Here is a 23,059-nt window from a genome sequence, read left to right on the forward strand (position 1 = left end):
TGCTAATGCTACCCCAAGAAGTAAAAAACTTAACATTAATCATTGCTGGAATGCATCGTTCCGGAACTTCTTTAACAGCTTCTCTACTGCAAAATGCTGGAATAAACATTGGTCAAAGATTGATGGGAGGTAACCCAACAAATGCTAAAGGACACTTTGAAAATCTAGATTTTGTAGACTTTCATAAAGAAGTTTTATTTTCCCAAGGTATTAGTCCCGAAGGTTGGACTTTAGAAAACAATATTAAAGTCCAAGAGCAGTTTATAAAGAAAGCAAAATTAATAGTTCAGAAAAATTCAGAAAATAATCTTTGGGGTTGGAAAGATCCACGCACAACTCTCTTTCTTCATTTTTGGGCAGATTTACTTTCTGAAGCTAAGTTTTTATTTGTTTATCGCGCTCCTTGGGAAGTAATTGACTCGCTATATCGAAGAGGCGATGAAATATTTCAGCACAACCCGAATTTTGCCTTAAAAGTTTGGATTAACTATAACCAAGCAGTACTAGATTTTTATTCTCAGTTTCCTGAGCGGTGTTTATTATTCAACCTTAATATTTTATCTAGCCATCAGGATATATTAACTAAAGCAATTGCTGAAAAATTTGGGATTTCTTTACAAGTTAAAGCAGCAGATATTTACGATCCAAAATTGCTTAATACTCAAATATCTAAGTCCCAAAGACCAACTTTAATAAAGAATTACTTTCCAGAAGCATTAGCTCTTTATGAGGAACTAAACATTCAAGCAGACACAAACAAATTATTTCCAAATTTGCCTTTAATTGAAGATGTTCAAGAGCAATCTTCCTTAGCATGGGTTCTGCAAGATTGGTTAGATATTCGCTGGCTACAAAAAAGTTTAAAGACTAATTTAGGTAATTTACAGCAATCCCAATCTCAGTTGCAACAAACGCAGACACAATTTGAGCAATCCCAATCTCAGTTGCAACAAACGCAGACACAATTTGAGCAATCCCAATCTCAGTTGCAACAAACTCAGGCACAATTTGAACAATCTCAATCTCAATTGCAACAAACGCAGGCTCAATTGCAGCAATCTCAATCTCAATTGCAGCAATCTCAATCTCAATTAGAGCGAGTGAAATCTCAATTGCAACAAACTCAGGCAGAACTAGAGCGATCGCAATCCCAGTTGCGAAAAACTCAGACAGAATTTGAGCGATCGCAGTCTGACCTAGTATATGCTCAGACTTTAGTGACTGCAATGCAAACCAGTAAGTTTTGGAGGCTAAGGGTCGCTTGGTTCAAAATTAAGGGCTTCCTAAACTTGGTTCCCGCCTCAGAAATGTTTACACCTAATACTAATAAAGTATTAAATGTAGTTCATAAAATAGAAGATAAACAGATAAATTCTGAGTCTAGTCAAGTAAATTCTAAGTCTAGTCAGGAAGAAACATCCACTGATGACAGCTTAAAAATGTTTGCTTTTATTAGTGGCTGTCCTGGAGATGCTTATCGGTATCGGTGTCATCATCAAGCAGAAATTTTAAAATACCTTGGATATTCAGTTGATGTTTATGAACCAATGGTATTTTTATACGATCGACTTCTTTCTAAATATAAAATAGTTGTTGCTCATCGGGTTCCGCATACTTACGAATTTGAACAGTTTGTTATTAAAGCTAAACAACTAGGCATAAAAGTAATTTTTGATACTGATGATTTAGTATTTGATCCATCGCGTCTTTCTCAAATTGATGCTTACAATAGAATGGATAAACAAGAAAAGGCGCTGTATGAAGATGGTATTAAGCGCTATCGTAAATCCCTATCTTTATGTGATTACGTCACAGTAAGTACCGCTCGGCTCCAGCAAGAAATCAAAGAAAAATTTCCTAATAAAGATTCAATAATATTACGTAATCGTATTAGTGATGAAATGGAGCAAGGAGCAATTGAAGCTCGTAAAAGCTATGTTCCTAAGGATGGGATGCTTCGGATTGCGTATTTTAGCGGCACTAAAACTCATGCCAAAGATTTCGCAGAATGCGTTTTAGCTTTGAAAAGTATTTTGACTAAATTTTCTCATGTTCGTCTCCTAGTAGTTGGACATCTAGATATTCCCGAAGAATTACAGGAAGTTAGCTCACAGATAGAGTTTATTCCGTTTATGCCTTGGAGGGATTTACCAAAAATCTACCGAAAAGTTGATATCAATCTTGCGCCACTGGAAAAGAATAATGCTTTTACGGAATCGAAAAGCGAACTTAAATATTTTGAGGCGGCGCTTTTATCAGTCCCAACTATTGCCTCAGATACAACTGCTTTCCGTGTCGCTATTCAAGATGGAGTTAATGGACGACTATGTAAGACTTTAGAGGAATGGGAAACTGCTTTATACAAACTTGTAACTGACGACAAAATAAGACAGCAAATGGGGCAGAAAGCCTTTGAGGATGTAAATTGTCGCTACCTAACACGAGTTTCAGCCTTAGAAAATTTGAAATTATGGAACACTTTATTAGGTGGAAGTTTAGCAGCCAATAAACCTCTTTCAATTGCTTTTATTCTACGAGCGCCAATTGCTCAAACGGGTGGAGGTTATAAGCAGATTTTTTACCTAGCCCATTATTTAGCCGCACAAGGTTATCAAGTACATATTTATGTTGAACCTATCGCGCATCTAGCAGGTTCTACGCCTGAACAAGTTCAGAAATTTTGCGAGGATAATTTTGGCAAGAGCAAAGCAATCATTCATTGTGGTCATCAAGGTATTCTAGACTCTGATGTAGCAATTGCAACCAATTGGCCTACAGCCTATGTTGTCGAGGGGTTAATTAATACAAGATTTAAAGCATATTTTATTCAAGATTACGAACCTCATTTCTACGATCCAGAGGATATTTGTTTTAAACAAGCAGAAGCGACTTACGATTTACATTTGGGAATGATTTGTATTGGCAAGTATTTAGCCGAAGTTTTGAGTAAAAGAAATCGCATCAAATACCCCTATATAAACTTCTCATTGAATGAAGCTTTCTTAGCAAAAGAGCCGATTCTGGAGCGGCATTTAGATACAAATAAATCCTGCTCAATTTTATTTTTTGCTCGTCCTTATATCCCTAGGCGTAACTTTGCCTTAGGGGTTGAAATATTAGATAAATTGCATAAGCATAATCCTAATGTGCAAATTAAGTTGTACGGACTGGAAGAAGCTTTAGAACTGCCATTTCCTTACGAAAATTTAGGTGTTTTAACTCAAGCAAAAGCAGCAGAAGCAATGCGCTCATCTGATATACATCTATCTTTTTCTATGACCAATATCAGCACAGTAGTGTTTGAAGCAATGGCTTGCGGTTGTGCCACAGTAGAAGCAGATGTTCCTCCAGTGAGAGCAATGGTTGATGATGAAGCTTGTATTTTATGCGAGCCTAATGTAGGATCTGTTTTTCAGGCATTAACAAACCTTGTAGATAATTCTGGACTAAGACACAAAATTGCAACTGCTGGTTATCACTCTGTCAAAGACTTAACAGTTAAAAATATGTGTTCTCAATTTGAGAAAATTATTAGAGAATATAGCTTTAACTTTAGAAGTTGAATGAATATACACAGATAAAAAAGAGAAAATTGATTTTGTTTAAAAAATTTAGAATTCAGAGTAAAAGAATGATTACTAGAGCAGATTATCAGTTAAACCGCTTACAATTTTTAAATAATTTAGTTGACTTAGAAAAATCAGAAGGTTTAGAAATAGGAGCTTGCGACTTACCAACTGTCTCCAAAGAGGTTGGCAATTGCGAATTTGCAGACTTTCGTTCAGCAGAAGAAATGATTCGTCTCTGGAACCTGCCGCCAGAGACAGTAATGCCTGTCAAATACATTCTCCAAAGATATAGTGAGGTTCACACTCAAATTAACAAAAAGTTTGATTTTGTAGTTCTATGCCACGTTATTGAGCATATTCCTAATGTCATTGGCTATATTAAGGATTTACACAATTTGCTCAAACCAGGAGGGGTAATTATTATTGCCTGTCCAGATAAGAGAAGAACTTTTGATGCCTCAAGACCTTCAACTACAATAGAACATCTGCTAGACGATTATTATAATAATTGTAACTATCCTTCATTAGAGCATATCTTGGAATTTGCCAAGGCTGCATCTGACGATTTAAGGCAGAAAAGCATAAAATCACCTAAAGAGTTTTATGAATGGGGATGCAAAAATTTTGAATCGGGAATGGCAGATGCTCATTGTCACGTTTGGACAGATGAAGAGTTTTTTAACCAAATTAGCTATTTGATTGAAGCGGGTATGATTGAAGGGTTGGAAATTGTTGATAAACAATACAATAATATTGTTTATAACGAATTCTTGATTGCTCTAAAATCTGCCAGATAAATTCAGCCTGAACTATAATAGTCAAAAATAATATTTATAGTGAATGTAAGGGTTTTCATTACTAATTAATTGAATATATTTCAATAGTGTTGTCTTTACATCGCTTTGCTGGAGTGATACTACATAAATGAGCGAGCAATACAAGATAGCAGGTTATATAACTGCTTATGAAAATCCAACAGCAGTTATAGATTGTATCAATGCTATTACTTGCCAATCCTTGCCCGTTGAGAAGTTACTAATAGTAGATAACTCCAGCACGAAGCCTTTATTACATCTTACTAATCAAGAAAATATTTTAATCAAATTTCATCCAGAAAACATAGGAATTGGGGCTGGTTTAACTTGGGCAATTGCATGGGCTATTAAACAAGGATATGACTTTTTATGGGCTTTCGATCAAGATAGTGTCCCTGAATATAACTGTCTTGAAATTCTTCTAGAAGTTTATAAAAAATTTTCAAGTAATAAATATAAAATTGGTATTACTGCACCTACTCCTATAGATAGTAGAAACAATAAAATAGTCCAAGGTGCTGTTTTTAAAAAAGATAGTTTTAGAGGGTATGGCTCAGAGAGCCTAACTAATCCTTATGATTGTGATGCACCAATTACTTCTGGTTCTCTAATCTCTATCGCTGCTGCTAAAACTATCCCACCGCCACGTAGCGATCTATTTATTGATGGAATAGATTTGGATTATGGACTAAGACTAAAACAAGCAGGTTACCATAATTTAATTGTTCCTAATGCTTTTATGAAGCATAATTTTGGAGAGCCTTTAAAAATCAAGTTTATTAATAAAGAAATTATTATCCAAAAATACTCGGCGTTACGTCATTATTATATTTGTAGGAATCATACTTATTTAGAAACTAATTATGCCCAAGGTGTATATAAGTTTATAAGCGTTTTAAGAAGAGTCAAGTATTTAATTTATACTATTATTAAAATAATAGTATTTGACCCTAAAAATAAATTTTTCAAAATGTGGGGTTGTTTAATAGGAACATTTCATGGTTTGATAGGTAAGCTTGGTAAAACTTGGAATTGATATTCAAATTAGTATACTGATGAACATCATAACTACTGCAATTCCTGATGTATTAGTGATTGAGCCGCAAGTTTTTGGTGATAGTCGCGGTTTCTTTTTTGAGAGCTACAATCAAAACAGCTTTATAGAGAAAGCTGGAATTTCAGCTAACTTTGTGCAAGATAATCACTCACGTTCAGTTAAAAATGTTTTACGTGGGTTACACTACCAAATCCAACAACCTCAAGGAAAGTCAGTCCGTGCTGTTGTTGGTGAAATTTTTGATGTCGCAGTAGATATTCGCCAAAACTCTCCGACTTTTGGTCAGTGGGTTAGTTGTATTCTTAATGCTGAAAATAAAAAGCAATTCTGGGTTCCTGCTGGTTTTGCTCACGGATTTTTAGTTATTTCAGAAGTAGCGGAAGTTCTTTACAAAACTACTGATTATTACGCCCCTCAACACGAACGTTGTATTCTTTGGAACGATCCTGATTTAGCTATAGATTGGCCTTTAGATGGGACACCAATACTATCTGTAAAAGACCAAGCTGGTAAAACTATAAAAACTGCTGAGGTTTTTTGATGACAAAAATATTACTTACTGGTAGTGCAGGGCAAGTAGGTCAAGAATTACAGCAAGTATTTACTAATGCAGAAGTAATAGCTGTTGCACGTGAAAGAGTTGATTTTACACAGCCAGAAACCCTGCGTCAGATAGTCCAAGAAGTTCAGCCGCAGGTAATTATTAATGCTGCCGCTTATACGGCAGTGGATAAAGCCGAAAGTGAACCAGAACAGGCTGACGCTGTAAATGCTTTAGCGCCTGCTATCCTAGCCCAAGAAAGCCAAAAATTAGGCGTGTACCTAATTCATATTTCTACAGATTACGTTTTTGACGGCAAAAACGGTTACCCTTATCAAGAAACTGACAATACTAACCCTGCAAGCACTTACGGTCGCACAAAATTAGCCGGAGAGCAAGCAGTTCAAGAAAACTGCAATAACTATATTATTTTGCGGACAGCTTGGGTATACGGCACCTACGGCAAAAGTAATTTTGTCAAAACCATGCTGCGACTGGGTGGGGAACGCGAGGAAATCCGCGTTGTTGCCGATCAAATTGGTAGCCCGACTTGGGCAAAACATTTAGCACAAGCGATCGCGCAACTCATTCCCCATCTGACACCAGAAATCGCCGGAACCTACCACTACACCAATAGCGGTGTCGCCAGCTGGTATGACTTTGCTGTTGCCATCTTTGAAGAAGCCAAACACGTGGGGTTCCCCTTAAAAGTCCAGCGCATCATCCCCATTACTACTGCTGAATATCCCACTCCCGCACATCGTCCCGCCTATTCTGTCCTTTCCTGTGGGAAAATATCTGCGGTTATGGGAACTTATCCCCCCCACTGGCGACAGGGATTGCGGCAGATGTTACTGGAGTACATAGGCGATGAAAGCTTTAATTCTCTCCGGCGGTAAAGGCACGAGGCTGCGTCCTCTCACCTATACGGGGGCAAAACAACTCGTGCCCGTCGCGAACAAACCCATCCTCTGGTACGGCATCGAACGCATCGTTGCCGCAGGCATTACCGACATTGGTATTATTATCAGTCCCGAAACCGGCGCAGAAGTTCAAGCCAAAACTGGCGATGGCGATCGCTTCGGTGCCAGAATTACGTACATTCTCCAGGAACAGCCAGCAGGACTTGCCCACGCCGTCCAAATTGCCCAACCTTTCTTGGAAGATGCACCCTTCATCATGTACCTGGGCGATAACCTGATCCAGAACAATTTAGATCCATTTCTGGACACCTTCAAAGCCCAAAACTTGGACGCGATGATTCTCTTGCGTCCAGTGGCTAATCCCAGCGCCTTTGGTGTCGCCAAAGTGGATGAGAAGGGACGAGTATTGTATCTGGTAGAAAAACCCCAAGTTCCTCCCTCCAATCTCGCCTTAGTGGGGATTTACTTTTTCGATCGCAGCATCCATCACGCCATTGCTTGTATCCACCCATCTAAGCGAGGCGAACTGGAAATTACAGATGCCATTCAATGCTTGATCGACCAGCAAAAAAGCGTAGAAGCGTGTCAATTAGAAGGCTGGTGGCTGGATACTGGTAAAAAAGACGATCTTTTGTCAGCCAATCAAATTATTCTAGATAGTTATCTCGTTGGTTCAGTTCAAGGTCAGCTGGATGACCAAACTCAAATCATTGGACGAGTGGAAATTGGTGAAGGGTCAAAAGTTGTTAACAGTACCATTCGGGGTCCTGCGATTATCGGTCGAGATTGCCACATCGAAAACTGCTTTATTGGCCCCTATAGTAGCATTGGTGATTGCAGCATCCTAATCGACGCCGATCTTGAGCATAGTGTTATCTTACAGGGCGCTCAAGTGGTGGGAATTCATCAGCGAATTGTAGATAGTCTAATTGGGCAACGCGCCCAGCTAACCGCGGCCCACCGCCGACCCAAGGCCCTGCGTTTTATGATTGGTGATGATTGCCACGTTGAACTAACGTGATCTATTTCGTTACAGTTAACTATTATTCAACAGATTTGGTTACTCAACTCATTAGATCGTTTCCGGAGGATAGCGAGGTTCCCTATCAGGTTGTTATTGTCAATAACTCTTTAGATGATGCTTCAATTGAGCAAGTCAAAACGGATAGTATTCTGATTCTTCAAGCAAAAACTAATCTAGGATTTGGCAAAGGCTGTAACTTAGGTTTAAATTGGATTTATGAGCAAGATAATGAAGCAATCGTCTGGATTATCAACCCGGACAGCTATCTTCTAGAAAAGACTCTAGAACAAGTGCCAGCCTTTTTTAAGACTTATCCAGAACTTTCTATTGTTGGCACTTTTATCTATACACCGGCAGGAGAAGTTTGGTTTGGTGGAGGACGCTTTATTCCTGAAACTGGAACAATTCTCTCTGAAAACCTGTTGTTGACGCATCCAAAATTAGCTTATATGCCCTGCGATTGGGTTTCGGGATGTAGTCTGCTGGTCAATTTCCGAATGTTTCCCAATTGTCCTGAGTTTGACCCGGCTTACTTTCTTTATTATGAAGATTTTGATTTTTGTAGACGCTATTCCCTAGAGGGGCATTTAATCGGTATTACCCCTCTGATTCGCATCGGGCATCAACCGTCTTCGATTACAGACAGAAACATTTTTAATAAAATCAAGCATAGTACCTATAGCTACTTGCTAACCTTGGAAAGATATGCAAGTTTAACAGTGCGATCGCTACGGTTTCTCCGTCTTATTTTCCATGCGTTTATGTTACTTGTAGTAAAACCGTCGGTCGCCCTTGGTAAACTTTACGGCGTCTTCCTCTATTTAAAAAAGCGATACTAACCTTGCTGTGTCCACTCCTAGTCAATCTTTCCTTCATTTTTTCCCAACCGACTGGCATCAGCACCTATGCCATAAATCTTTTTCCGCACCTCCAGCCTCTCGAACCAACCTTACTGACAGCCCAAAATTTTCCCAACTATCGCTGCTATCCAGTTCCGTCGGATCTAACCCCCGCACAAGGGTCAAAAGGGCATTTTCGCCGTCTGCTGTGGACGCAGCGGCAGTTGCCCGAAATTTACAAAAAATTGAATTCTAGTTTAATCTTTTCCCCAGTTCCTGAAGCGCCGTTGTATGCGGGTTGCCGTTCAGTGGTAATGGTTCACGATCTCATCCCGCTGCGGTTTCCTAAACGCTTTTCTCCCCTAACGCCCTACTTCCGCTACTATATTCCCCAGGTTTTAGCGCAAGCTGAGCATATTATTTGTAACTCTAGCTCCACCGCTCAGGATATTATTGATTTCTTCCACATTCCAGAATATAAAATTACGCCAATTCATTTGGCTTATGACGTCAATCATTTTCGGTTTCTAAATATTCCTAGAAGCAGTTATTTCCTCTATATTGGTCGCCAAGATCCCTACAAAAATATTGCTCGGTTAATTAACGCATTCGCTACTTTACCAAGTTGCCGTGACAATGAATTATGGATAGCTGGATCTGGGGATAAGCGTTATACGCCTGTGTTGATGGCGCAGGTGGAACAGCTAGGTATAAAGAATCAAGTAAAATTTCTAGATTACGTTTCCTACGAGGAATTGCCGACGCTAATTAATCAAGCGATCGCTCTCGTCTTCCCTAGCCTCTGGGAGGGCTTTGGACTGCCCGTTTTAGAAGCAATGGCGTGTGGCACCCCCGTGATTACTTCCAACCTCTCCTCGCTGCCAGAAGTCGCGGGTGACGCCGCCCTTTTAGTCAATCCCTACAACGTGGGAGAAATTGCCGAAGCGATGCAGGCAGTGGTGACGGATTCAGGATGGCGATCGCGTCTTCGTCAAGCTAGTCTTGCTAGAGCCAGTCAATTTAGCTGGACAAAAACTGGACAAGCGACTGCCCAAGTCCTTCAGCGATATTTGTAAACACAGCGAAAATTATCAAAATTACAAAGTGGCAAATTGTCAAGTTAAGATTGGGGGTCAGCTCAAGATTCTCCTTCAAGCTTCAATTCCTCTTGCCTCCCCAGGTAGATTTCTTTTTATCAAAGGTTTGTCAAAATAATTGACAATTAATGGAAGAGGCTCAGCATGAACCGGCGAGCATTGTTGCTGCTAAATCGCCACGCACGCCGAGGAAAAGAAGGTCTATCAGAGGCGGTTGCCAAATTGCAGGAGTTAGGATTTGACCTGCAAGAAGAGTCCACACAAAAGCCCCAGCAGATACCAGAAATTATCCGTCGCTACCGCGATCGCGTCGATCTGGTTATCATCGGTGGCGGAGATGGCACCCTAAATGCCGCTGCCGAGGGTCTGATTGACACCCAACTCCCGCTAGGCATCCTACCTTTAGGAACAGCCAACGACCTGGCACGAACCCTTTCAATTCCTGTCTCCCTCCCTGAAGCTTGCGAGGTAATCGCAACAGGTCAAAAACAGCGAATTGACTTAGGTTGGGTGAATGGAAAGCACTTCTTCAATGTTGCTAGTCTCGGATTGAGCGTGCAAATTACTCAGCAGCTAACCAAAGAAACTAAGCAACGCTGGGGAGTCTTCGCCTATGCAGTCACCGCCATCCAGGTAGTTGGGCGATCGCGTCCTTTTCTAGCAAAAATTCGTCTCAATGGCGAATCTATTCAGGTGAGAACCGTTCAGATTGCCGTAGGCAACGGACGATATTACGGCGGTGGCATGACCGTTGCTGACGATGCTACCATTGACGACCAGCGCTTGGATCTGTACAGCTTGGAAGTTCAAAATGCATGGCAGATCGTCCGATTGCTACCTTCCATGCTAAAAGGAAAACAAGCAGAATGGCCTGAGGTGCGAAGTCTTCAAGGGCGGGAAATTGAGGTATCCACGCTAAAACCTCTCCCGATTAATACTGATGGTGAAATCACCACTTACACCCCTGCCAAATTTCGCCTAATTCCTAAAGCAATATCGGTTTTAGTTCCACAATCACCCCTACGCACTCCTTAAAATACCTCCCAGTCACCGGATTTAAGCCCTATGATTAAGTGCTAGTAGGTGTTAAAGCATTTCCCGTGACCCCATCTCCTTCACATTCAAAACCCGATCTAGCAAGCGTCTGGCATACTCTACCAGTGGACAAGACACTGGAGCAGCTAGCAAGCGACCCAGAAGTTGGTCTGACGACCCAGGAAGCCAAACAGCGGTTGCAGCAATACGGCCCCAACGAACTGCAAGAAACTGCGGGTCGAAGTACCTGGGAAATCTTGCTCGATCAGTTCAAGAACATCATGTTGTTGATGCTGATTCTAGTAGCACTGATTTCCGGGATTCTAGACCTGGTGGATTTACGCGCTGGCAGATTAGCCCCTGGTGAAATTCCCTTCAAGGACACAATTGCAATTTTACTGATTGTCATCCTTAACGGCGTCTTGGGCTATCTCCAGGAAAGCCGCGCCGAAAAAGCACTTGCCGCCCTCAAGAAGCTTTCCTCTCCGAAAGTGCGAACGATCCGCGATGGCAGACAATTAGAGGTGGACGGCAAGGATCTTGTTCCAGGAGACATCATGCTCCTCGAAGCAGGGGTGCAGGTTTCCGCCGACGGGCGTCTAATTGAAGAGTCAAATCTGCAAGTGCGGGAATCGGCACTAACCGGCGAAGCTCATCCATCAAGTAAGCAGGCAGCGGTGCATCTGAGTGAAGAAACCGCATTGGGCGATCGCATTAACTTAGTCTTTCAAGGCACTGAAGTCGTCCAAGGGCGCGGCAAGGTCATCGTCACCGGCACTGGTATGAAGACGGAACTCGGCAAAATTGCCGATATGCTGCAATCCGTCGAAGCTGAAGACACCCCGTTGCAACAGCGAATGACCCAGCTGGGCAACGTGCTGGTGACGGGTTCTTTGATCTTAGTTGCCATCGTCATCGTCGGCGGAATGCTGCATAATTTCTTCAGCCAGGGGCGTTGGAACTGGAATGTCTTGCAAGACCTTGTGGAAGTTTCTCTATCGATGGCAGTGGCGGTAGTGCCAGAAGGCTTGCCAGCAGTCATTACAGTGACGTTGGCACTGGGAACCCAGCGGATGGTACGCCGCCACGCACTGATTCGCAAACTCCCAGCGGTAGAAACCCTCGGTTCTGTCACAACTATCTGCTCGGATAAAACCGGCACCCTCACCCAAAATAAAATGGTGGTGCAGCGGGTAGACACGGCAAACCATACCTTCCGCGTTACCGGCGAAGGTTACATCCCTACCGGAGAATTTTATCTCGACGAGCGGCAGGTAGCCGCAGAGCAGTATCGGGATCTGCAAATCCTCATGCTTGGCTGCGTGCTTTGTAATGACGCAATGTTACAGCACGACAAGAATGAGTGGGCAATTCTCGGCGACCCCACAGAAGGGGCATTAATTGTCCTGGCTGGGAAGGGAGGAATTGATAAGGAACCGCTAAGCCGCCAAATGCGCCGCGTTGCCGAGTTTCCTTTTTCCTCCGAACGCAAGCGGATGAGCGCGATCTGCGAAGCGGGCGCTTGGATTCAAAACACGCCTTTTTCTAGCAGCCACCTGATGTTTACGAAGGGTTCTCCAGAGTTAATTTTGGAGCGTTGTACCCAAATTCAGGTAGGCGACCAGAGCGAAGTTCTGCGCGATGAGCAACGAACTCAAATTCTGGAGCAAAATAACCAGATGGCAAGTAAGGGCTTGCGGGTACTGGGATTTGCTTACAAGCCTTTAGAGAGCGTTCCGCCCGAAGGATCGGAGGAAACAAACGAGCAAGAATTAGTTTGGCTGGGTTTAGTCGGAATGCAGGATGCTCCGCGTCCGGAAGTGCGGGATGCAGTCGCTAAATGCAAAGCCGCTGGAATTCGAGCCATGATGATTACTGGCGACCACCAGCTAACAGCACAAGCGATCGCCCAAGATTTAGGGATTGCCCAAGAAGGCGATCGCGTCCTCACAGGTCTACAACTGCAAAAGTTTAGTCCAGAGGAGCTAGATCAAGTCGTTGACGAAGTTAGCATCTACGCCCGTGTTGCCCCCGAACACAAACTCCGCATTGTTCAAGCCCTCCAGCGTCGCGGTAGATTTGTCGCCATGACCGGCGATGGCGTCAACGATGCCCCAGCACTCAAACAAGCCGACATCGGCATCGCAATGGGCATTACCGGCACCGATGTCAGCAAAGAAGCCAGCGATATGGTGCTACTGGACGATAACTTCGCCACCATCGTCGCCGCTACAGAAGAAGGGCGGACTGTTTACAGTAATATTCGCCGCTTTATTAAATACATTTTGGGCAGCAACATCGGCGAAGTGTTGACCATTGCCGCTGCACCTCTGCTTGGCTTGGGGGGCGTTCCGCTCTCGCCGTTGCAGATTCTCTGGATGAACCTGGTTACGGATGGTTTACCCGCTCTCGCCCTTGCCGTAGAACCCGCAGAACCCGACGTGATGCGCCGTCCTCCCATGAATCCCCGCGAAAGTATTTTTGCCCAAGGGCTGGGTTCTTACATGGTTCGGATTGGGATTGTCTTTGCGATTATCAGTATTGCTTTGATGGCATGGGCTTACAACTATACTCATGCACCCGGCTATCCGGGAAATCCAGATGTTTGGAAGACTATGGTCTTTACAACCTTGTGTCTCGCTCAGATGGGACACGCTTTGGCGGTTCGTTCTAACAGCCAACTGACGATCGAGATGAATCCCTTTACCAACCTGTATTTGTGGGGAGCGGTGGTTGTTACCACGGCGTTGCAGCTAATGCTCGTCTACGTACCCCCTCTGCGTTCTTTCTTTGGAACTCACTACCTGACTCTTACTGAACTCGGTATTTGTATCGGCTTCAGTGCCTTAATGTTCGTTTGGGTTGAGATGGAAAAACTGTTTATCCGTTTTTTTTACAAAGGCAGACGGTAATGGGTAATAAGTAATGGGGAATTAGGGACTGGTTATTGGAAGAATCTAGGCTGAAAATAATCACCCATGCCCCATTACCCATTCCATTACTAATGATCCATTAGCTATGTATCTCAAAACCCTCCACCTGCGCCAGTTTCGCAACTACTTGGATTGTGGAGTTGATTTCGAGGCTCCTAAGACGATTTTGGTGGGGAATAATGCCCAAGGAAAATCCAATCTTTTGGAAGCAGTCGAGTTACTATCAACCCTCAAAAGCCATCGAGCCGGACGCGATCGCGACCTGATCCGCGAAGGCGCGGCGGACGGTAAAATTACAGCCACGCTGGAACGCGCTAACGGCTTAGTGGATCTGGCTTTAACCCTCCGCACTCAAGGGCGTCGTACCGCAGCCATTAACCAAGAAGCTTTGCGACGCCAAATGGATTTTCTCGGCGTCCTCAACGCTGTAGAATTCTCCAGTTTAGATTTAGATCTAGTGCGAGGTGCCCCCGAACAACGCCGCAACTGGCTAGATTCCATCCTCACCCAGTTGGAACCCGTCTACGCCCACATTTTGCAGCAATATAACCAAGTATTACGGCAGCGCAACGCCTTATTAAGACAAGAAGCGAGAAAAGCCCAACCTTCTTCTAGTAACAGGCAAGAGGAAATTTCCACCGATGGGGACTTGAATCGTGACTCAGAATTGGCCTTGTGGGATGTCCAATTAGCGATCGCGGGTTCTCGCGTTACCCGTCGTCGAGCCAGAGTCCTGACACGGCTGGCACCTCTCGCTCAGGCTTGGCACGCTAGCATTAGCGGTAGAGCTGAAGTGCTGGAATTAAAATATGCCCCCAATGTCACCCTGGAGAAGGAAGAACCCGAAGCGGTGCAACAAGCTTTTCTAGAGAAAATTCAACAGCGTCGGGTCGTCGAACGTCACCAAGGCACAACCCTCGTCGGTCCTCACCGGGACGAAGTTGAGTTTACCATCAACCAAACACCGGCAAGAATTTATGGCTCCCAAGGTCAGCAGCGAACCCTAGTCTTGGCGCTGAAACTGGCAGAGCTAAAGTTGATTGAAGAAGTCGTTGGAGAACCGCCACTGTTACTACTTGATGATGTTCTAGCCGAGTTAGACCCAAACCGCCAAAATCAACTGTTAGATGCCATCCAAGACCGCTTTCAGACCCTGATTACCACTACTCACTTAGGTTCCTTCGATGCCCAGTGGTTGAATTCTTCTCAAATTCTCTCTGTTCAGGCAGGACAAATAAAACGATGAAGTTTGTTAGTTGCATAAGGACGGATTGAAGCCAAATATTTGTAAATAGCCAACTAGATGGATAAACCTGCACCTATAACAAGTCGTTCTTTCTCTTTTAGTGTTAATCGCTGGCTTGCAGCCTATAACCTTATTCTCAAATCCGGAGTCACCCTCAGAAGTCTCGTATCCACCAATATGTTCTAAAGAGAGAATCCGTGCCTTACTTATTTAACGAACTGTCAACCTACGCCCAGATTGATTGTGACGTAATTAACCTTGCTGCTATGCGAAAAATGGATATGGCTATGGATCGGGATGAGATTGCAGGACTGGGCGCTTCGTTGCGACGGATCAATCAGAAGCTATTGACCTCAGCCAAGGGAGATGGCGTCAAAAGAGTATGGTATCAGGGTGGAGAACCTTATTTCGATCTGTTTATTGACCTGCGAGAAGATGATATCGAGTGGTTTCAGTTGACTTTACGTGGGAAATCGCTGTCGTGGAATCGAGCAGGTTGGCAAACAGGGATAACGAATGAAGGCATTGTCAATGACATTACTTTTTATCCTGCTAGCAAACTGATTAAAACAGACAATCGCCCTGATTTTGCGTTCATTGAATTAGCATATTCCATCCTGCAAACCCGCGCTGGTGATGCGATTGTTGATAAAATACTGGTGCTGTTTAAGCCTGAATAACGAATGGCTAGTCGCTAATCAAAGCCCTTTTTTGCCCAATTAGCAATTAGCCTATACCCTAATCATTAAGCTTATTTGTAAATTATTTTAGGTGCAATATACCAGCACGAATTTGGGTTTAATGTATTTGTTCTTGCTCGTTATCCTAATTTTGAGTCGTTGCTGGAGCCTTTTTATTATTCTTTTTTGATAAGAAAAATAACCCTCGATTCCTCATTTTTGAAGAGCTAAGAACCATTGGACTCATTGGACTCTCTTCTAGAAAGGGAAATATTTGCTCTTAGGATACTTGTACTGATTTTATATAGACAATTTATGAATTAGCCCTCTATCTAGGGATTTATTTTCTTTCATAAAACATAAATATTTATTGCAATCAAGTAATGATTTATTGCACATAACTAAGAATTAGCAGAAGTTTGGGTGTATCACAGTTTACAATTGCCAACAGTACCCCTGTGGAAATTACTGGATGGGTTCACAATGCAGCCCAACGCCCTGCCGCTTCCTTGCCTATCTCTAGACCCTGCTATTGACCGTCAGCCTCTGACTGTAGCGCCTGATACACCCCTCCTTGATGTGTTGGCGCTCATGAGCCAGTTACGTAGTAGTTGTGAGTTGCCCAGAGGAACCCAAGCCAGAGGGACACAAGCAGACACCAGTGCAGCATCAGAAGACCCAAGCTGGGAGGCGAGCGAGGGAATGAACGCCGCCTTGCCGCACCCTGCATCCTGTTGGTTGTCACAAGAGGAGACCGATTTTGACACTGCCGATGCCGCAGGTCATTGTGTCTTAGTCATGCAAGGATCGCAGCTTGTGGGAGTCTTTACAGAGCGCGATATCGTTAGACTGACTGCCGCCAGAGCTTCCCTAATTAACGTCAAAATTGCCGATGTCGTCACGCAACCAGCCATTACCCTCAGACAATCAGAAGCTCACGATGTTTTCACAGCTCTTTCCTTGTTTCGTCAGCACCGAATTCGCCATTTGCCAATCATCGACGATAATGCAGGGGTAGTCGGAATTGTCACGCACGATAGTATTCGCAAAGCGTTGCAACCCGTTAATCTTCTAACGCGATTGCGATACGTCGCGGATGTGATGACATCCCAAGTCGTTCATGCGCCTATGACGGCTTCTGTTCTCGATTTAGCCCAAATCATGGCGAGTCAGCTAGTCAGCTGTGTCGTCATTACAGAACAGAGGGAAAACCAAATTGAGAACAAGCCAATAAAGACGCTTAATTCTCAATTCCCAATGCCCGTAGGCATTGTCACAGAGCGAGATGTGGTGCAGTTTCAGGCGATGGAATTAGACTTGTCGAAATTGCAGGCAAAAGACGTAATGAGTACACCCTTATTTTGTCTGCAACCCTCAGATTCCCTATGGGTTGCCCATCAAGAAATGCAGCGGCGGCGCGTGCGACGTCTGGTAGTTGCTAGCAATCAGGGCGAATTACTCGGCATTGTCTCCCAAACCAGCCTGCTACAAGTGCTGAACCCAGCGGATATGTACAATGTCATTGAGGTATTGCAGCAGGCAGTAGAAGAGCGTACCAAAGCATTAGAAAATAGCAACGAGCGATTGCGTTGTGAAATTGCTGAGCGCAAACGAGCTGAAAAGGCATTGCGACAAGCGCACGATAACTTAAAAAAACAAGTAGAGGAACAAACTGCCGAATTAGCTCAAGCGAATGTGCTTCTCAAAAAGGACATTATTGAGCGTGTCGCAGTAGAGGCGGCTTTGCGGAAATCAGAGGCGCAAAAGACAGGATTAATCGCGTCTCTACAACAACAAGCCGAACATCTGGAACAAACTTTACACCAACTGCAAAAAACCCAAGCCCAGCTGATTCAAACAGAAAAAATGTCCAGTTTGGGGCAACTGGTAGCTGGTATTGCCCACGAAATTAACAATCCGATTAATTTTATTTACGGCAATCTCAGCTATGCCGGTCAATATGTCCAGGATTTGCTGAATCTGCTGCAACTTTATATTAAACATCATCCTCAACCAGAAGCGGAAATTCAAACAGAAATTGAGGCAATTGACCTGGATTTTTTGAAGACAGACCTCCCGAAACTTTTAGGCTCGATGAAGGTGGGAGCCAACCGTATCCGGGACTTGGTACTGTCCCTACGAAATTTCTCCCGATTGGATGAAGCGCAACAGAAATTTGTGAATATCCACGATGGGATAAATAGTACTCTTCTGATATTACAAAATCAACTAGAAGCAAAAGCGGGACGCTCTGGGATTAAAGTTATTAAAGAATATGGCAATCTCCCTGCTGTGGAGTGTTTGGGGGGGCAGATTAACCAGGTATTTATGAATATTCTCAGTAATGCCATTGATGCCCTCGAAGAGGTCTTTGCTAAGGAATCATGGGGGATGGCTCATGGGGAGGACAGTATCGATTCTCAACCCCCGACAATTTGGATACGCACCGAATTAGTCGGTAAAAATCAGGTAGCTATCAGGATTGAAGATAACGGAATAGGGATGACGGAAGCAGTACGGCGGCAAATGTTTGACCCTTTCTTCACAACGAAACCTGTGGGTAAAGGTACCGGCTTAGGATTGTCAATTTGCTATCAGATTGTGGAAAAACACGGCGGTCAGCTGAAGTGTATTTCCGCACCCGGTGAGGGAACTGAGTTTGTAATTCAGATTCCAATCCGACAGACAACTCATGCCGATTCTATGTATACATCCCGTCGTCTAAAGCCTGCCATTGAGCGAAATGAAGAGCAACAGCTACACGGAGCTTAGCGAATGGGAGAAGGAATTAAAAACCGAAGAATTTCTATCTTTCTGTTTTAATTTAATTATTGTGCTTCTCCAATAAGAGTAAAAGCCGCCCAGTCTTTCGGATCGGGGTGTTGCTTCATTGTTGTCAGCATCGCCTGACGCATCGCTTGCGCTTTGTCGGGATTCTTTTGAAGGTTTTGATAAAATTCGGTCATTAAGGATGCTGTAGGGGCGTCTGGAACCGACCAGAGGGACACAATTACACTGGGTATACCCGCAGTAATTAAGCTGCGAGATAGTCCGATAACGCCATCGCCGGTAATTTTGCCTCTGCCAGTGTCGCAAGCACTCAGCACGACTAGCTCAGCATTCAGTTTCATGTCTAGAATTTCGCTAGCAGTAAGTAAGCCAGTATCCTGCTCAGATGGAGCGAGAGCGATCGCACCCGGTACACCCAAACCTTGAAAATCATCCAGCAATCCATGTGTCGCCAGATGAATAATCTTCGCTTTGGGCATCTGTTGCGCGATCGCTATTTTGGTCGCTTGCTTGCCAATGAGCGGTTTGGTTTTGAGGAGAGAAGCGATCGCTTTTGCTTCCTGTTCCGCACCCGGTAGCTGAGATAACGGCTCCGGTTTCTCCCCAATTTTAAGAGCAATTTTAGGCATTGTAGGATTGCCTACCACTAGCACTTCCTTTCCCGATACACGTTGCCGTTGCTTGTGGGTTAGCTCCAGAACCTGAATAGCGGGTGCTGTCACAATAGTGTGTTGTTCGATGAAGTATTTGCCACTGGCATCTTGGAGTGCTGGGAAGGGAACTAGGAACAGTTCACGTTGAGGGATGAAAATAATTCGGTCGTTGGGGTCTTTTGGCAATCGGTCAGCAATCGGTTGAATCAGCAGTTGATGCAGTTGCTGTAATCGTTTATTAGTGCTGGTTTTATCCACTTTAGAGGCAACGGCAAGGCCACGACCTCTAACGCCGATGGAATCACGGCTGCTAGTAACAAGTTCTTCTAGAGAAATATTTTGTTTTTGCCACAGAGGTTTCAGGTCAGCGGTGCGAAACGTTACTTCACCTGTAGGCTTGATGACCCAAATATAGAGTTCTGATTCTTGAGCTTGTTGTTTACCTTGAACTTTGAATGTGTCGTAAATAATCGAATATTGAACGAGTGTCGAGGTTTGCGCTTTAGCAATTTGTTTAATTTGCTCAATGGTAGGAGGTTGAAGGTTAGAAGGTGGAGCTGAACCTTCAACCTGTAACCTGTCATCCTGCAACCTATCAGCGAGTAATTCCACAAAGGCTCGTGACCTTCCCCGCTCCGCAATTTCCAGTGCTGGCTCAGTTTTACTCTGGGCAATGAGGACTTTTTGTAATGTCTGGTACGTACCAACTTGCCTTTCAAAGATTGACACTTTATTCGCATCGTTACTGCCTAAGCCCGCTCGAATAGATTCCAGAACCTTAATTCCATCCATTAAAATTGGCTCTGCGGTTACGAAATTGCCTTGTTTATAGAGAGTAAAACCTATATTTTGCAGCGCTATGCCTTCGCTTTCACGGTTTTGAATTTCTTGTGCGATCGCTAACTGTTGCTGAGAGTATTCAAGCGCTTTAGCATAGTCTCCAAGGCGACGGTAAGCCACTCCCAGATTACCTAGTAAAGCTCCTTCATTGCGTCGATCTTTGATTTCTCGTGCGATCGCCAAACTCTGCTGAGTGTAATCAATCGCCTTGGTATAGTCTCCTAAAAAAATATAAGCCATTGCCAGATTAGCAAGTGCCAACCCCTCACTTCGTCGATTTTTTATTTCCCGGACAATCGCTAACTGCTGCTGAGAGGATTCAATCGCTTTAGCATAGTCCCCAAGGTTACTGTAAGCCACTCCTAGATTGCCCAGTGCCGCCCCCTCGCTTCGTTGGTCTCCTATTTCCCGTGCGTTGGCTAACTGCTGCTGAAGGTAGTCAATCGCCTTGGCATAGTCTCCCAGGGAAACGTAAGCTGCTCCTAAATTGGCTACTGCCTTTCCCTCAGCTTGTGGATCGGGAAATCCATCTGCTGCGACGAGCGCCAATACCTGCTGAGAATACTCAATCCCCTTAGGGTAGTTTTCCAAGTTAAGGTAAATCCCTCCCAGATTGGCCAATGCCGCCCTCTCATTGAGTGGGTCTTCTATTTCTCTTGCGATCACCAACTGCTGCTGAGTGTAATCAATCGCCTTGGCATAGTCACCTAGAGAGTCATGAACCAGTCCTATCCCTCCTAGCGCCAATGCCTCGCCTTTTCGGTTTTTGATGTTCCGGTAGATTAAGAGTGACTGTTCCAAAGACTGTAATGCAGCTGCCCATTGACTGGTAAAATACTGCCCAGCTCCTTGTTTACGTAGGCGGTCTGCTTGAGTCTCATAAACCATGTCGATCTTTTCTAAAACCAACTCCTCGCCTCGGCGGTCTTTGAGTTCCTGGTAGATCAAGAGTGCCTGTTGCCAAGACTGTAATGCCGCTTCCTGTTGATTGGCAAGATACTGGTCAAATGCTTGCCCATCCAGTCGCTCTGCTTCCGCTTTCCTTGCATTTGGGGTTTGAGCCAACGCTTGGGGTGCTGTTAAGGGTGCTGGAAGATTGGCAACTGGCGTCACGCCATTGGCAACAAGCATGGCGAATAGCATCAGTCCGATTTTTGGGCGTCGCATGGCTGGGTCAACAGGTGTAGATGTGTGGCACTAGCTACACTGTCATAGCCCAGACACAAAGATACTGTCCAGCGATCGCGGCTGTAACGAAGAGCGGATGCTAGATGTTAAGACTCGCATTGGTGGCGGGATAGCGATCGCTATCCCGCGATTACCAATTAAGCATTCCAAATGCCGGAACCATCCACATCTAACGGTAGGAAAACCGTCATGACCTCACCTTGCTGGGGTCGTTGCCGTACAATCAGTTTTCCTCCTAACGCTTGGAAGAGATTTTTGGTGACGTTGAGATTGAGGCTCAAACATCCGGTTTCTGGCTGAAACATCAATAGCTGACCAATTGACTTGCACGTTGGTGGGTTGTTGTCTGCGGCTAGCGAGTTGCCGCTTTCGTCAGGTTGGTTTTGAGACTGAAGTTGCAATTTTAGCTGGTCTCCGGCGGGTGTCACCTCCACCTGAATATGACCGCCTGCGGGGATGCTGCGAGTGAAGTTTTCAATTAACCCAGTTAGTACCTGATCCAGCATGGCGGGATTACTGACAACAGCGGGGAGCTTTTGCGGTAATACCACCTCTAGGGTTAAGTTGCGACGATTTGCTTGTTTTTGCCAGCGAGGAATGCTGTTTTGGAAGACCTGCGCTACCGACATCGCAGTCAGGTGAACGGGCGAGCGCTTAACGGTTTCTGTTTCTAATTCCACCGCTCGGAAAAACAACTCCATGCGGTCAATTTGCTCGGTACACTCGCGATCGATCGCTTCCAAACGCCTGATGATGTCCGGTGCTAATTCGTTGCGGCGCTTCAGCAACAGCCGCGTTAAGGTGCGTATGGTACTCAAGGGCGTCCGTACTTCGTGGGCAAACGCTTGAAGTAATTCCACATCATTAGAATTTTGAATTTTTAATTTTGAATTTTCAATTAATTTAGGATTCAAAATGGGCAGTTGGGAATTATCTTCTAGCTCTTTACCTTTTGCTTCTTGCTCACACCCAAGACGGGAAAACTCGGCGTCTTTCCGATTTTCGCCTCTAATTTCTTCGGGCAGATGTTTCAATAGCAAGCGGCTAAACTGCATAACGGTTCGATAATCGGGCGCTTGGGGTGCAAAGCGTTCGACTAAAGTTTCTAACTGACTCACTTGATGAAGACTGGTCAGCAACAAGCGCGATCGCAAAGTTTGCCACGCTTGCTCCACCACTTGCGGATCAAAAGAATATTGGAAAGCTGGGGCACCTGTAATATCTTCTCCAACAACCATCACCAAACTAAACCGTGGTGTGAAAATTACGCAAAACTGTTCGCTTGTTAAGGGATCGGCAGGGATTAACGGGAAGTTGGAAGTGGATTGAGGTTCGTTTTCCTTTTGCTGAGTTGTTGCGGGAGGCAGCAGAAATGGCATTAATGCCAGAGGATTAAATCGCTCTGCTGTAAAAATTCCGGTATGAACGCGAGTCATGACCGCTGGGTGGCTCAGAACCGGCACAGGACCCGCTAAAATTAAGCCCAAGGTTTGTGGCGAATCTTGTAGCGAATCAGTGGCAGGTTCTAGAACTTGCAGCAGCAACTGTTCCAAGGCAGCGATCGCTCCACACCACTCCCGCGAGGCACGGGCGTACTCTCGTGCCGTCCGGCTGGCAGGGCGCAATCCATGCGCTTTTTCTGCTGTCTGCTCTACAGAAGGCATAACAGAATTTGCCCCAGTTTGTTCGCTGTGTTCGCTCTGGGCTAATATTTCACTGATGGTTGGTAGTAACCACTTCTTTTGCACAAAGATCCACCCCTTTAACGGCAATCAACTGGCGGTGCGTCTTTTAAACTACTTCTGATTATGAGCGTACCGATAGTTGCC

The 23,059-nt window shown here is 44.4% G+C and carries 15 protein-coding genes; 13 read left to right on the forward strand and 2 right to left on the reverse strand.

Translation table 11 applies throughout. The features are described from left to right. Positions 1 to 5: 5 nt before the first annotated feature. From H6F52_RS01660 to H6F52_RS01720, 13 genes are all read left to right on the forward strand, one after another. A complete protein-coding gene (locus H6F52_RS01660; protein WP_199300302.1) occupies positions 6 to 3,563 on the forward strand; it encodes a glycosyltransferase in 3,558 nt (1,185 codons plus the stop codon). Between the two features lie 68 nt (positions 3,564 to 3,631). Then, the gene (locus H6F52_RS01665) at positions 3,632 to 4,366 is read left to right on the forward strand and encodes a methyltransferase domain-containing protein (RefSeq protein ID WP_190531551.1); all 735 of its coding nucleotides are present in this window, start codon (positions 3,632 to 3,634) and stop codon (positions 4,364 to 4,366) included. Between the two features lie 127 nt (positions 4,367 to 4,493). Continuing rightward, on the forward strand, positions 4,494 to 5,420 hold the full coding sequence (locus H6F52_RS01670; protein ID WP_190531496.1) for a glycosyltransferase family 2 protein: 927 nt from the start codon (positions 4,494 to 4,496) through the stop codon (positions 5,418 to 5,420). Positions 5,421 to 5,439: 19 nt separating this feature from the next. Continuing rightward, positions 5,440 to 5,982 carry a dTDP-4-dehydrorhamnose 3,5-epimerase gene (rfbC, locus tag H6F52_RS01675; protein ID WP_190531554.1) on the forward strand — a complete coding sequence of 181 codons (543 nt, stop codon included), beginning with the start codon at positions 5,440 to 5,442 and terminating at the stop codon, positions 5,980 to 5,982. Further along, positions 5,982 to 6,881, forward strand: coding sequence for a dTDP-4-dehydrorhamnose reductase (rfbD, locus tag H6F52_RS01680; protein WP_190531498.1), 900 nt, complete (start codon positions 5,982 to 5,984; stop codon positions 6,879 to 6,881). The genes rfbC and rfbD overlap by 1 nt, the downstream gene beginning before the upstream one ends. Next, entirely contained in the window at positions 6,853 to 7,926 is a 1,074-nt protein-coding gene (locus H6F52_RS01685) for a glucose-1-phosphate thymidylyltransferase (protein ID WP_190531500.1), read from the forward strand. The genes rfbD and H6F52_RS01685 overlap by 29 nt, the downstream gene beginning before the upstream one ends. A 35-nt stretch (positions 7,927 to 7,961) precedes the next feature. Further along, complete coding sequence (locus H6F52_RS01690) at positions 7,962 to 8,768, forward strand: glycosyltransferase family 2 protein (RefSeq protein ID WP_199300303.1); 807 nt, start codon at positions 7,962 to 7,964, stop codon at positions 8,766 to 8,768. 2 nt (positions 8,769 to 8,770) lie between these two features. Next, positions 8,771 to 9,844, forward strand: coding sequence for a glycosyltransferase family 1 protein (locus H6F52_RS01695; RefSeq protein ID WP_190531504.1), 1,074 nt, complete (start codon positions 8,771 to 8,773; stop codon positions 9,842 to 9,844). Positions 9,845 to 10,009: 165 nt separating this feature from the next. Beyond that, positions 10,010 to 10,900: a lipid kinase gene (locus H6F52_RS01700; RefSeq protein WP_190525338.1), complete on the forward strand. Its 891-nt coding sequence runs from the start codon at positions 10,010 to 10,012 to the stop codon at positions 10,898 to 10,900. Between the two features lie 65 nt (positions 10,901 to 10,965). Further along, positions 10,966 to 13,812 (forward strand): HAD-IC family P-type ATPase, encoded by a 2,847-nt coding sequence (locus H6F52_RS01705; RefSeq protein ID WP_190531506.1) that lies wholly within the window; start codon positions 10,966 to 10,968, stop codon positions 13,810 to 13,812. A gap of 106 nt (positions 13,813 to 13,918) precedes the next feature. Continuing rightward, a complete protein-coding gene (gene recF, locus H6F52_RS01710) occupies positions 13,919 to 15,079 on the forward strand; it encodes a DNA replication/repair protein RecF (protein ID WP_190433608.1) in 1,161 nt (386 codons plus the stop codon). A gap of 197 nt (positions 15,080 to 15,276) precedes the next feature. Continuing rightward, positions 15,277 to 15,759: a hypothetical protein gene (locus H6F52_RS01715; RefSeq protein ID WP_339380271.1), complete on the forward strand. Its 483-nt coding sequence runs from the start codon at positions 15,277 to 15,279 to the stop codon at positions 15,757 to 15,759. 483 nt (positions 15,760 to 16,242) lie between these two features. Then, the gene (locus tag H6F52_RS01720) at positions 16,243 to 18,531 is read left to right on the forward strand and encodes a CBS domain-containing protein (RefSeq protein ID WP_190531556.1); all 2,289 of its coding nucleotides are present in this window, start codon (positions 16,243 to 16,245) and stop codon (positions 18,529 to 18,531) included. A 56-nt stretch (positions 18,532 to 18,587) separates the two neighbouring features. Here the strand turns inward: H6F52_RS01720 and H6F52_RS01725 are convergent, their stop codons facing one another. Both H6F52_RS01725 and H6F52_RS01730 read right to left on the reverse strand, forming a co-directional pair. Then, positions 18,588 to 21,209 (reverse strand): CHAT domain-containing tetratricopeptide repeat protein, encoded by a 2,622-nt coding sequence (locus tag H6F52_RS01725; RefSeq protein ID WP_190531509.1) that lies wholly within the window; start codon positions 21,207 to 21,209, stop codon positions 18,588 to 18,590. A 158-nt stretch (positions 21,210 to 21,367) separates the two neighbouring features. Then, entirely contained in the window at positions 21,368 to 22,978 is a 1,611-nt protein-coding gene (locus H6F52_RS01730) for a HAMP domain-containing sensor histidine kinase (protein ID WP_190531511.1), read from the reverse strand. Positions 22,979 to 23,059: the final 81 nt, after the last annotated feature.

Source organism: Coleofasciculus sp. FACHB-542 (assembly GCF_014695825.1).
Classification (GTDB): Bacteria; Cyanobacteriota; Cyanobacteriia; order Cyanobacteriales; family FACHB-T130; genus FACHB-T130.

Coding starts and splice junctions, on each gene's coding strand:
- H6F52_RS01720 (WP_190531556.1), top strand. CDS start 16,243: ATGCAGCCCAACGCCCTGCCGCTTCCTTGCCTATCTCTAGACCCTGCT.
- H6F52_RS01665 (WP_190531551.1), top strand. CDS start 3,632: ATGATTACTAGAGCAGATTATCAGTTAAACCGCTTACAATTTTTAAAT.
- H6F52_RS01660 (WP_199300302.1), top strand. CDS start 6: ATGCTACCCCAAGAAGTAAAAAACTTAACATTAATCATTGCTGGAATG.
- rfbC (WP_190531554.1), top strand. CDS start 5,440: ATGAACATCATAACTACTGCAATTCCTGATGTATTAGTGATTGAGCCG.
- H6F52_RS01725 (WP_190531509.1), bottom strand. CDS start 21,209: ATGCGACGCCCAAAAATCGGACTGATGCTATTCGCCATGCTTGTTGCC.
- H6F52_RS01685 (WP_190531500.1), top strand. CDS start 6,853: ATGAAAGCTTTAATTCTCTCCGGCGGTAAAGGCACGAGGCTGCGTCCT.
- rfbD (WP_190531498.1), top strand. CDS start 5,982: ATGACAAAAATATTACTTACTGGTAGTGCAGGGCAAGTAGGTCAAGAA.
- recF (WP_190433608.1), top strand. CDS start 13,919: ATGTATCTCAAAACCCTCCACCTGCGCCAGTTTCGCAACTACTTGGAT.
- H6F52_RS01700 (WP_190525338.1), top strand. CDS start 10,010: ATGAACCGGCGAGCATTGTTGCTGCTAAATCGCCACGCACGCCGAGGA.
- H6F52_RS01670 (WP_190531496.1), top strand. CDS start 4,494: ATGAGCGAGCAATACAAGATAGCAGGTTATATAACTGCTTATGAAAAT.